The sequence below is a fragment of the Variovorax sp. V118 genome (genome assembly GCF_041154445.1).
Taxonomy (GTDB): Bacteria; Pseudomonadota; Gammaproteobacteria; order Burkholderiales; family Burkholderiaceae_C; genus Variovorax; species Variovorax boronicumulans.
On sequence record NZ_AP028663.1, the window covers coordinates 2,292,101 to 2,303,431 of the forward strand.

At 67.7% G+C, this 11,331-nt stretch carries 12 protein-coding genes; 6 read left to right on the forward strand and 6 right to left on the reverse strand.

Going from position 1 to position 11,331, the window contains the following annotated elements; genetic code table 11:
- Positions 1–30: 30 nt before the first annotated feature.
- The 4 genes from ACAM52_RS10470 to lptF form a co-directional block, all read right to left on the reverse strand.
- A complete protein-coding gene (locus ACAM52_RS10470) occupies positions 31–972 on the reverse strand; it encodes a CysB family HTH-type transcriptional regulator (protein WP_062470216.1) in 942 nt (313 codons plus the stop codon).
- Positions 973–1,035: 63 nt separating this feature from the next.
- On the reverse strand, positions 1,036–1,407 hold the full coding sequence (locus tag ACAM52_RS10475) for a sirohydrochlorin chelatase (protein ID WP_369646958.1): 372 nt from the start codon (positions 1,405–1,407) through the stop codon (positions 1,036–1,038).
- Positions 1,404–2,510 carry an LPS export ABC transporter permease LptG gene (gene lptG, locus ACAM52_RS10480; RefSeq protein WP_159276862.1) on the reverse strand — a complete coding sequence of 369 codons (1,107 nt, stop codon included), beginning with the start codon at positions 2,508–2,510 and terminating at the stop codon, positions 1,404–1,406. The genes ACAM52_RS10475 and lptG overlap by 4 nt, the downstream gene beginning before the upstream one ends.
- Positions 2,507–3,652, reverse strand: coding sequence for an LPS export ABC transporter permease LptF (gene lptF, locus ACAM52_RS10485; protein WP_369646959.1), 1,146 nt, complete (start codon positions 3,650–3,652; stop codon positions 2,507–2,509). Before lptF ends, lptG begins: the two co-directional genes overlap by 4 nt.
- A 21-nt stretch (positions 3,653–3,673) precedes the next feature.
- Here lptF and ACAM52_RS10490 point away from each other — a divergent pair, with 21 nt between their 5' ends.
- The 4 genes from ACAM52_RS10490 to ACAM52_RS10505 all read left to right on the forward strand — a co-directional run bounded on the left by ACAM52_RS10490 (position 3,674) and on the right by ACAM52_RS10505 (position 7,443).
- Complete coding sequence (locus ACAM52_RS10490) at positions 3,674–5,233, forward strand: leucyl aminopeptidase (protein WP_369646960.1); 1,560 nt, start codon at positions 3,674–3,676, stop codon at positions 5,231–5,233.
- A complete protein-coding gene (locus ACAM52_RS10495; RefSeq protein WP_095948627.1) occupies positions 5,230–5,673 on the forward strand; it encodes a DNA polymerase III subunit chi in 444 nt (147 codons plus the stop codon). Before ACAM52_RS10490 ends, ACAM52_RS10495 begins: the two co-directional genes overlap by 4 nt.
- A complete protein-coding gene (locus ACAM52_RS10500; protein WP_139701649.1) occupies positions 5,673–6,101 on the forward strand; it encodes a hypothetical protein in 429 nt (142 codons plus the stop codon). Before ACAM52_RS10495 ends, ACAM52_RS10500 begins: the two co-directional genes overlap by 1 nt.
- A gap of 136 nt (positions 6,102–6,237) precedes the next feature.
- The gene (locus tag ACAM52_RS10505; RefSeq protein ID WP_062470234.1) at positions 6,238–7,443 is read left to right on the forward strand and encodes a branched-chain amino acid ABC transporter substrate-binding protein; all 1,206 of its coding nucleotides are present in this window, start codon (positions 6,238–6,240) and stop codon (positions 7,441–7,443) included.
- A gap of 105 nt (positions 7,444–7,548) precedes the next feature.
- On the opposite strand, the gene ACAM52_RS10510 is transcribed toward ACAM52_RS10505, so the two are convergent.
- Complete coding sequence (locus tag ACAM52_RS10510) at positions 7,549–7,938, reverse strand: response regulator (protein ID WP_062470237.1); 390 nt, start codon at positions 7,936–7,938, stop codon at positions 7,549–7,551.
- Between the two features lie 103 nt (positions 7,939–8,041).
- On the reverse strand, positions 8,042–8,407 hold the full coding sequence (locus ACAM52_RS10515) for a hypothetical protein (protein WP_307588453.1): 366 nt from the start codon (positions 8,405–8,407) through the stop codon (positions 8,042–8,044).
- Between the two features lie 803 nt (positions 8,408–9,210).
- Between ACAM52_RS10515 and ACAM52_RS10520 the strand changes: the two genes are divergently transcribed.
- Both ACAM52_RS10520 and ACAM52_RS10525 read left to right on the forward strand, forming a co-directional pair.
- Positions 9,211–9,915 (forward strand): fumarylacetoacetate hydrolase family protein, encoded by a 705-nt coding sequence (locus ACAM52_RS10520; RefSeq protein ID WP_369647717.1) that lies wholly within the window; start codon positions 9,211–9,213, stop codon positions 9,913–9,915.
- Positions 9,916–9,951: 36 nt separating this feature from the next.
- Entirely contained in the window at positions 9,952–11,178 is a 1,227-nt protein-coding gene (locus ACAM52_RS10525; RefSeq protein ID WP_369646961.1) for an alanine--glyoxylate aminotransferase family protein, read from the forward strand.
- Positions 11,179–11,331 lie beyond the last annotated feature (153 nt).

Consider the following 11,331-nt stretch of genomic DNA (forward strand, 5'->3'; position numbering starts at 1 on the left):
TCGGTCGTCGCGGGGGGAAAAAGCGAAAGGTCAGAGTTCGTAGTCTTGTTGGTGGCCGCTCAGGGCCTTCGCGATCAGGTTGCGGTCGAGGCGGTCGGAGAGCAGCTCGGCGAACTTGAAGACGAAGTTGCGCAGGTAGGCGCTGCGCTTGAAGGCGACGCGCGCGATGTTCTGGCCGAACACGTGGCCCATCGGGCGCACCACGAGGTCGGCGTTCGACTCGTCGCGCACAGCCATCTCGGCCACGATGCCCACGCCCAGGCCCAGGCGCACGTAGGTCTTGATCACGTCGGAGTCGATGGCCTCGAGCGCGATGCGCGGCGTGAGCTTCTTCTGGGCGAAGGCGTGGTCGATGCGAGTGCGGCCGGTGAACGACGGGTGGTACGTGATGATCGGCTCGCTCGCGAGGTCTTCGAGCGAGACGCGTTCCTTGGCCGCCAGCGGGTGGTCCTTGGGCAGCACCAGCACATGCTGCCACTCGTAGCAGGGCAGCGTGACCAGCTCGGCATAGCCGTCGAGCGATTCGGTGGCGATGCCGATCTCGGCGATCTCGTCGATCACCATGCGCGCCACCTGGTCGGGCGAGCCCTGGTGCAGGCTCACGTTGACCTTCGGATAGGCCTCGCGCAGGTTGGCCACGGGCACCGGCAGCACGTAGCGCGCCTGGGTGTGGGTGGTGGCGATGGAAAGGGTGCCGCTGTCCTGCGCGCTGAACTGTTCGCCGATGCGCTTGAGGTTGCCGACCTCGCGCATGATGAGCTCGATGCTGGCGATGACGTGCTGGCCGGGTTCGGTGATGCGCTTCAGGCGCTTGCCGTGGCGGGCGAAGATCTCGACCCCGAGCTCTTCCTCGAGTTCGATGATCGCCTTGGAGACGCCGGGCTGCGAGGTGTGGAGCGCCTTGGCCGCCTCGGTGAGGTTCAGGTTGCGCCGCACGGCTTCCTGAACAAACTTGAACTGGTGCAGATTCATATCAAATTCCGTCTTATTGCGGAATTCATTATGCCTTTGAAGTCTATAAAAATGACCGGGACTTCAGGATTTGATGGCAATCCGGGCCAGCAAAGCGACCAGTTCGGGCGATTCGCCCACGATCGGGGCCAGCGAGAAGTCCACGTCGGGCCAGCGCAGGCGCAGGGCGTCCAGCTGCAGCGGCAGGTCTTCGCGGGCGTGCTTGCCCATGCCCAGGAACAGCGGCACCACATGCACCGCGGTGGCGCCGTCGGCAATCAGCGCAGCGGCGGCCGTGGGCAGGTCGGGCGCGGCCAGTTCCATGTAGGCGCAACTGACCCGCACCGTGGGGTCGTCTTCGCGCATGCGGGCGGCGACCGCCTCGATGGGCTCGCGCCAGCGCGCGTCGCGCGAGCCGTGCGCGAGCAGCACCGTGCCCGGCACCTGCGCGGTCATCGCCTCAGGACCAGCCAGCTGAAGGCTGTGAGAGACAGCACCGAATAGATCAGCCCCGGCGCCGCCGCCGTGAGCCAGGGCGACCAGTTGCTCAGGTTGCCCAGGTAGCCGAACACGTTGTTCAGCAGGAAGAAGCTGATGCCGATCATCACGCCGCCGAACACGTAGGTCGTGATGCCGGCCTGGCGGAAGTGCAGGTAGGCGAAGGGCAGGGCGAGCACCACCATCACCAGGCACGACAGCGGGTAGAACACCTTGCGCCAGAACTCGATCTCGTAGCGCTGCGCCGTCTGGCCGTTGGCGTTCAGGTGCCGGATGTAGTCGAACAGGTCGATGGTGCTCATGCGGTCGGGCCGCAGCAGCGCAACCGACACCATTTCGGCGGTGAGCGAGGTGGGCCAGTCCATCTTCTCGACATGGGTGGTCGTGATGCGGGCCTTGTCGGCGGTGCGGGTTTCGTAGTCCTGTTGCTCGACCTCGGAGAGCACCCACTTGTCGTCGAGGATGCGGGCCGACTTGGCCATGAGCTGCTTGCTCACGTAGCCGTTGCCGTCGAACTCGAAGATGCGCGTGTTCTGCAGCGAGCCGTCGCGCGAAATCGACAGCACATTGACCGCATACGACGTGTCGCCGCGCTTTTCCTTCAGCCAGGCGCCGGTGTTGCCCACGAGCGAGTAGGTGCCCTGGTAGCGCGACTTGAGCAGCTGGCCGGTGCGTCCCGACAGCGGCGCGATGTAGTCGCCGATGGCAAAGGTGAGCACCACGAAGCCCAGCCCCAGCAGCAACAGCGTGCGCAGTGCGCGCCACGGGCCCAGGCCGCTGGTGCGCAGGATGGTGTATTCGGAGCTTTGCGCCAGCCGCGCCATCACGAAGATGCAGCCGATCAGCACCGTGATCGGCAGCAGCTCGTACAGGTGGCTGGGCACCAGCAGCAGCACGTAGATCAGCGCCTGCACCGGACCGTAGGCCAGGCTTTCGGGCTTGCCCACGGACTGCAGCTCGTCGACGAAGTCGAAGAAGAAGAACAGGCTCAGAAAGCCGAGCGTCACGAAGGCCACAGCCTTCAGTGCCTCGACGTAGATCAGTCGGCGGATGGTTTTCACGAGGTCGGGTCAATCCGGGAAGGCGGTACGGCCGGCAGGGCGCCGGCCGTGGCGGCGCTGGCGCGGGCCTGGCGGCGCGCCGACCAGTTGTTGTTGCGCAGCGTGAGCCAGGCCGTGGCGAACAGGAACACGCCGCCGTGCAGCAGCAGCATGAAGGAGCCCATGCCGTAGCGGCCCGAGCTGATCCAGCTCTGGCCCAGGTTCAGCAGGTTGTAGTAGACGACGAAGGCGAACAGCGCGAACACCAGGTTGCCGCTGCGCCCCACGCGCGGGTTGACGCTGGACACCGTCAGCGCCAGCAGCACGAAGTTGATGGCGGCCAAGAGCATGCCGAAGCGCCAGCCCAGCTCGCCCAGGCTGGCATCGCTGCGGTCGCGCAGCAGCGAGAGCGTGGAGCGCGCGCGCGTGGGCGTGCTGTCGCCGGTGGCGTTCGAGCTGCCGCCGGCGCGCGTGCCGTAGGTCTTGAACTCGCTGATCTTCAGGCCCGATTCCGTGAACAGCGGGCGCTCCAGGCGCTGGCCGTTGCTCAGCAGAAGGAAGCGGTGGTTGTCGATGTCCTCGATGCGGCCGCTGCGCGCCGACGTGGTGATCTGCAGGCCGCGCTCGACGGCCCAGATGAACACGTTGGTGGCGGTGGCGCCGTCGGGCGTGTCCTTGTCGATGAAGAACACGCGCAGCCGGCCCGAGGACTCGCGGAACTCACCCGGCGTGACGCGCTCGATGTCGCTGCGCTGCTCGTACTGCTGGCGCATGCCGATGGTCTGCGAGTTGGCCCAGGGCCAGCCCACCAGCGCCATGGCTGCGATGAGCAGCAGCACAGGCCAGGCGAAGCGCAGCAGCGGCTGGACGAAATCGGCCAGGCCGCGCCCGCTGGAGAACCAGATCACCATTTCGCTATCGCGGTACATGCGAGAGAGCGTGCCGACGATGGCGATGAACAAGCTCAGGCTCAGGATGGTCGGCATGTAGCCGAGCACCGTGTACGCCATCACGAGGAAGACCTCCTGCGGGTTCACGCTGCCCTTGGACGCCAGCCCGAGCGTACGGATGAGCATCATGGTCATCACGATGGTGACCAGGACGACGAGGGTCGCTCCGAAGCTGCGCGACAGCTCCTTGCGTAGGGAAGAATGGAATAACATCGTTCGAGGAAAAAAAGGATTATGGACTTTCAACTCAAGACCCTCACCGTCGCCCAGGCCGCCGCCGAGAAATCCGACCTCCTCATCGTGCTCGTCGGCAGCGCTCTCCCCACCGCCAAAGACCCCGTTTCCGTGCTCGCCGCCAGCGCCCGCAAGGCCGGCGACCTGCCCGACAAGGCCGGCAAGCTGCTCGCGCTGTACCGCCCCGAGACCGTGGTGCCCTCGCGCGTGCTGCTCGCCGCCATCGGCGACGGCAAGGCCGCTTCGGTGCGCAGCGCCGTGAGCGCGGCGGTTGCCGCCGCCAAGGCCAATGGCCCCAAGCGCGTCGTGATCGTCTTCGCGCAGCCGGCCGACGCCGCCGCGGTGGCCGCCGCCGTCACGGCCGCGGCCGATGCCAGCTATGTCTACACCACGACCAAGTCGAAGGCCGAGCCGCGCAGCATCCGCCACCTGACGCTGGGCGTGTCCGAGGTCGCCAGCCCCGCCGTCGCCAAGGCCTTCGACGACGCCCGCGCCACGGTCGCCGGCATCGAACTGGCCAAGGAGTGGGGCAACCGTCCCGCCAACCATGCCACGCCCACGCTGCTGGCCGAAGCCGCCAAGGGGCTGGCGAAGCTGCCGCGCATCAAGTGCGAAGTGCTGGGCCCGAAGGAAGTCGACAAGCTCGGCATGGGCGCGTTCGCCGCCGTGGCCCAGGGCTCGGCCGAACCGCTGCGCTTCATCGTGCTGCGCTACCAGGGCGGCGCGAAAGACGAAGCACCCGTGGTGCTCGTCGGCAAGGGCATCACCTTCGACACCGGCGGCGTCTCGCTCAAGCCCGCGGCCGAGATGGACGAGATGAAGTTCGACATGTGCGGCGCGGCCAGCGTGCTCGGCACCTTCCGCGCGCTGGGCGCGATCCAGCCGGCGATCAATGTGGTCGGCCTGATCCCTTCGTGCGAGAACATGAACGACGGCAAGGCCGTCAAGCCCGGCGACGTGGTCACCAGCATGAGTGGGCAGACCATCGAGATCCTGAACACCGACGCCGAAGGCCGTCTCATCCTGTGCGACGCGCTCACGTACGCCAAGCGCTTCGACCCGGCCGCCGTGATCGACATCGCGACGCTCACAGGCGCCTGCGTGGTGGCTTTGGGCGGCGTGCGCAGCGGCCTGTTCGCCAGCGACGAGTCGCTGGCCTCCGCGCTCGAATCGGCCGGCGAGGCCTCGCAGGACCGCTGCTGGCGCCTGCCGCTGGACGACGACTACGCCGAAGGCCTCAAGAGCAACTTCGCCGACGTGGCCAACATCGCCGGGCGTGCCGGCGGCGCGATCACCGCGGCCAAGTTCCTGCAGCGCTTCACGGCCGACTACGCCTGGGCGCACCTGGACATCGCAGGCACGGCCTGGAAGAGCGGGGCGGCCAAGGGCTCGACCGGCCGGCCCGTCGGCCTGCTGGTGTCGTACCTGACGAACCGCGCGGGCAGCAGCAACGCCGCTGCCGCCGCGCCGAAGGCCGGCAAGGCCGCCAAGCCCGTGAAGAAGGCCGCGTCGCCCAAGGCCCCGGCCAAGCCGGCCCGAAAGGCCCGGTCCGCGCAGTGACCGACATCGGCTTTCACTACAACGCGCCCGACAAGCTCACCTACGCTTGCCGGCTGGTTCGCAAGGCCGTGAACACACGCGGCCTGCGCGTGGTGGTGGTGGGCGATGCGCGCGCGCTCGACACGGTCGATGCCGCGCTCTGGCAGCTGTCGCCGGTCGACTTCGTCGCGCACTGCCGCGCCGACGCGCCGGCCCATGTGGTGGCGCGCTCGCCCGTGATCCTGTGCGCCGAAGGTTCGGACGCGGCCTCGCTGCCGCACCGCGAGATGCTGGTCAACCTCGGCCTTGAAGTGCCGGCCGGCTTCGAGCGCTTCGAACGCATGATCGACATCGTGAGCGACGAGGCCAACGACCGGCAGGTCGGCCGCACCCGTTGGCGCCATTACGCCGACCGGGGCTACACGATCCAGCCGCACGATTTCGCAAGGAGCGCTTCCTGATGGCCAGCACGCTGCGCACGCCACCCCGGTTCGTCCCGACGCTGACGACCGTGCTCGAGATTCCGGCCGAGCCCGTGCCGGTCGCCGAGACGGTGCGACCCACGGGTGCGCCGGTGTCGCAGCCCCCGCCGCCGGACCCCGCGAGCGCCGTGGCGTTGCCGCCTTCTGTGTCGCTCACGCCGGCCGAAATCGTCAGCCTCGAAGAGCAATTGCTGCACCGCGTGCTGCAGCGCGTCGACCTGTCGCTGGAGGAGCGATTGAGCGACGCCGTGTCAGCTGCCGTTCAGCATCAGCTCGACGAAATGGTGCCGCGTCTGCGCGGCGAAATCGAGGCCGTGCTGCGCGCGCTCGTCATCGAATCCATGGCCGCTGAACTCTGTGAAAACACAGGGGAAAACACAGGGTCTACGCCAACTTCCGGCGCATAAATCCTCGGCTAAACTGCGCCGCAGGTCGGAATGGCGTGAGGGTGCCGCTGGTCTGCGGCGCGAAACTTGCGAGGTCTGAACGCCCGGATCGAACGACCGGTTTTTATATCTTTTCATCCAAGTTCTGGAGGTTCTCATGCAATTGAAATGGACTGCGGTCGCACTGGCTGCACTCACGCTCGTGGCTTGCGGCAAGAAGGAAGAAGCTGCTGCTCCGGCGGCACCGGCACCCACGGCTGCGGCTCCGGCCCCTGCTGCGCCTCCGGCTGATGCCCTGGTCGTCAAGATCGGCCACGTCGGCCCGACCAGCGGTCCCATTGCCCACCTCGGCAAGGACAACGAGCTCGGTGCCAAGATGGCCATCGAAGACCTGAATGCAAAGGGCTTCAAGATCGGCGACAAGGTTGCCAAGTTCGTGCTGGTTCCCGAAGACGACGCTGGCGATCCGAAGCAAGGCACCGCCGTCGCCCAGAAGCTGGTCGATGAAAAGGTCAACGGCATCGTCGGTCACCTGAACTCGGGCACCACGATCCCCGCTTCCAAGCTGTACAGCGACGCCGGCATTCCGCAGGTCTCGCCGTCGGCCACCAACCCCAAGTACACCCGCCAGGGCTTCAAGACCACGTTCCGCGTGGTGGCCGACGACACGCAGCTGGGCGGCACGCTCGGCAAGTACGCCGTCGAAACGCTCAAGGGCAAGAACATTGCCGTGATCGACGACCGCACGGCCTACGGCCAAGGCGTTGCCGAAGAGTTCGAGAAGGCAGCCAAGGCGGCAGGCGCGACCATCGTGGGCCACGAGTTCACGACCGACAAGTCGACCGACTTCAACGCCATCCTGACCAAGCTGAAGGCTGCCAAGCCCGACGTGCTGTTCTTCGGCGGCATGGACGCCGTGGGCGGCCCGATGCTCAAGCAGGTCAAGCAGCTCGGCCTGAACGTCAAGTTCATGGGCGGCGACGGCCTGTGCACCGGCGAACTGCCGAAGCTGGCAGGCGACGCCATCGGTGAAGACATGGTGGTCTGCGCCGAAGCCGGCGGTGTCGACGGCGACTTCAAGCAGCCGCTGGAAGACTTCAAGGCCAAGTTCAAGACCAAGAACGGCGTCGAAGTGCAGATCTACGCACCGTACGTGTACGACGCGGTCAACGTGCTGGCCGAAGCCATGGCCAAGGCCGGCTCGTCCGACCCGGAAAAGTACCTGGCTGAAGTCGGCAAGGTGCAATACAAGGGCGTGACCGGCCCGATCGCCTTCGACGAAAAGGGCGACATCAAGAACGGCGCCCTGACGCTCTTCACCTACAAGGGTGGCGTGCGTACGCAGATCGCCGTGGTGCGCTGATCGCATTGCAGCCAACGACCCTTCACCGGGTCGTTCCATGACAAAAAGGGCCTTCGGGCCCTTTTTTCATTCAGGGGTGCGCGCAGCCGTTGCGCGGGTCTGCCTTCAGAGTGCGGCCAGGCCCGAGGGGCGGTCGGCGTTGCAGTACTCGATGAAGGCGTCCAGGTCGCGCGACTTGTCGAACACCGCGTCGGCGCCCAGGGCCTGGCAGCGCGTGCGGATGTCCGGGGTGACGTAGTTGCTCAGCACCACGACCCGCTGGTGCGGGCCGCGCTCGCGGCAGCCCGACAGCACACCGAGGCCCGAGCCTTCCTTGAGGAACAGGTCGACGATGAGCAACTGCCAGGCATCGGGGTGGGCGGCGAGCCAGGCGAGGGCGCCCGATTCGGTTTCGGCATAGCCGACGACATGGCCGTTGACGAGGTCCTCGAGGGCCGGGACCAGGTTGTCCCTGATGGTCTTGTTGTCCTCGACGAGGAACGTGATGAGGGCCATGCCGCGGTTTTGATGTGTGAACCAATAGCGTAGCGTGGCGCAAGCGGTCTCCGCGTAGGAGAAGGGAGAACGACGCACGCAAACCGTGCGGAAACAACGGCGGTCAGTGCTTGTCCGACGTCGCCTGGGTACGGATGCGCGCCTTGAGCTGCTCGGCCAGCGCCTGGCTCTCGTCGCGCTCGGCGGTCACTTCGAGGCGCTTCTCGATTTCCTCGCTCAGCGCCGCATTCACTTCGGCCAGTTTCTCGGCCGACTGGGCGAGTTTTTCCTCGAGCTGGCTGGTGTGCTCGATGGCCTGCGCCACCTCGCCGACCTGGACCTCGTCCGGCAGTTCCTGTTCCAGCACGGTGCTCACGACGGCGAGGTTGTCCGAGGCGCGCTGCACATCGGCGGCCACCTGCTCGCTCTTTTTCAGGGTCTTGTCCAGCGAGGTGGTGCCGCGCGTCAAGGTGGGGGAAGGTCCGGCCATCGAGGCTCCTTTGCGGCAGGCGAAGTGGGGGGAATGTCGGTCGATTCGATTCCGCGCATCGTACCGCCAGATGCGGCCTTGCTCAGGACTGGCAACAGTTGCTGAGTGGCAACAGGGTTCAGCCGAAGTCCTACGGAATCGGCCGCGAGTTTCGGACTGGGCCGATGGGGGATTTTTGCCGCCCCCGGGAAGATGCAGAACATCCTCTTCCCCCTCCAAGGCTCGCCATGATCAGACACGCACTCGTGATCGACCAGGTCGAACGCACCGGCCTCGCGCTGGCCACCTTCATGCGCTACGCCGGCATTCCCCGCGTGGACGTGACGCGCAGCGGCCATGGCTTTGTTGAGGCAGTACAGCACCGGCGCCACGACCTGCTGGTGGTGGACATCGACACGCCCGAAGTCACGGGCCTGCAGATGATCGATGCCGTGGTCGAAGCCGGCGGCCCCGCGGCGCTGGTGCTCATGAGCGCCCAGCCGCCGCGCATCCTGCAGGCGGCGCAAGACTACGCCCGGGCCCGCGGCGCGCGCGTGCTCTCGGCGATCGCCAAGCCGCGCACCATGGTCACGATGGCGTCGGCGGCGCAGGCCATGGCGCGCGAACGGCGCCACCGGGCCGGGCTGCGGCGCGGGAGCACCCTGCCTGCGAACGGCGCACCGGCTTTCACGGAAGCGGTCCTGCGCGAGGCGCTGGCCACGCGCCAGATCACCGCCCACTTCCAGCCCCGGCACTGCGCGCGCACGGGCGTGCTGCGCGGCGCCGAGCTGCAGCCGGGCTGGTACCGGCCCGACGACACCTGGCTGTCCGCGGCCGACTTCCTGCCCGCCATTGCGCAGGCCGACGAGGCCTACGCCGTGCAGCAGCAGGTGGCGCAGGCGCTCGGCTGGTTCGGTGCGGCGCCGCCCCGGTACTGGAAGGCCGGCGGCCCGTCGCGCGATGCAGTGCTGACGCATGCGCCGCTGCCGCCGCGCGGCGTGTGGACCAGCCCGGCGACGGCCGGCGACTGGCCGTTTCACCTGCGGGGCATCGAGGCCGAGATCGCGCTGCGCATCGGGCGCGACGTCGATGCGGCCCTGGCATCAGCGCTCGATGCGGACAGCGCACGCGCGCTGGTCGATGCGATGACGGTCTCGATCGAGATCGTCGATTCCCGCTGGCAGGAGGCCCTCGACGCGCCCGCGCTGTGCAAGCTGGCCGACCTGCAATCGCACGGCGCGCTGGTGCTCGGCGAGTGGGTGCCGTTCGTCGCCCGCGACTGGGCCGCGCAGGCCTGCGAGGTGCGCATCGGCGCGCGCGCGACCCTGATGCGTCGCGGCACGCATTCGCTCGGCGATCCCGCCTGGCTGCTGCCCGCGTGGTTGCGCCATGCCACGCGCCACGGCGAGACCGTCGCGGCCGGCACCGTGGTCACGACCGGCACCTGGGTCGGCATTCTCGAAGCGGGCGAGGGCGACCTCGTCACCGCCGAATTCCCGGGCATCGGCCACGCGTCGGTGCAGCTTTAGCACTTTTCACAACCCATCCAGAACGGAGACAACCCCATGATCGCGCTCGACAACCACCCCAGCGGCCGCCACTTCCTGCAGATCCCGGGCCCCAGCCCTGTGCCCGACCGCATCCTGCGGGCCATCAGCCTGCCGACCATCGACCACCGCGGACCCGAGTTCGCCACGCTGGGCAAGAAGGTCATCGGCGGGCTGCAGCAGGTGTTCCAGACCCGGCACCCGGTCGTGGTCTATCCCGCGTCGGGCACCGGCGCCTGGGAAGCGGCGCTGGTCAACGTGATGAGCCCGGGCGACCACGTGCTGATGTTCGTGACCGGCCACTTCGCGACGCTGTGGCAGAAGATGGCGCGCCGGCTCGGCCTGGAGCCCGAGTTCCTCGCGCTTGAAGGCACCGACGAGACCGGCCTGCCGCGCAGCTGGCGCCACGGCGTGCAGGCCGACCTCATCGAGCAGCGCCTGCGCCAGGACACCACGCACCACATCAAGGCCGTGTGCGTGGTGCACAACGAGACCTCGACGGGCGTCACCTCCGACATCGCCGCGGTGCGCCGCGCGATCGATGCGGCGGGCCATCCGGCGCTGCTGATGGTCGACACCATCTCGGGCCTGGCGAGCGCCGACTACCGGCACGACGAGTGGGGCGTGGACGTCACGGTCAGCGGCTCGCAGAAGGGCCTCATGCTGCCGCCGGGCATCAGCTTCAACGCCGTGTCGCCCAAGGCGCTCGAGGTGGCGAAGACGGCGCGCCTGCCCAAGGCGTTCTGGGCCTGGGACGAGATCATCGAGATGAACCAGGGCGGCTACTGGCCCTACACGCCGAGCACGAACCTGCTGTACGGCCTGAGCGAAGCGCTGGACATGGTGCTCGAGCAGGGCCTGCCGGTGATCTTCGCGCGCCACCAGCGCTGGGGCCGCGGCGTGCGCGCCGCCGTGCAGGCCTGGGGCCTGCCGACGCAGTGCGCCGACGCGCGCGTGCACTCGCCCGTGCTGACCGGCGTCATCACGCCGCAGGGCGTCGATGCCGATGCGCTGCGCCGCCTCATCCACCAGCGCTTCGACCTCTCGCTGGGCGCGGGCCTGGGCAAGCTGCGGGGCCGCATGTTCCGCATCGGCCACCTGGGCGACTGCAACGACCTCACGCTGATGGCCGCATTGACCGGCATCGAGATGGGTTTCAAGCTGGCCGGCGTGCCGGTGGCCGGCAGCGGGGTGCTGGCGGCCATGGCGTACTTTGCGCAAACACCGGCCGTCGACGCCGCGTGATCCCTCGGGAAGGGGCTGCGGTCTAGGTGTTTGCCATTATCGTCAACAAGATTGTCAACATTGATGTTGACGTTAATTTCGACAAAGCCTAAATTCCGCTCCACAGCCTCGGTGGTGCACTGGACCGGACCAGCCCGACCCGCGACTGCAAAG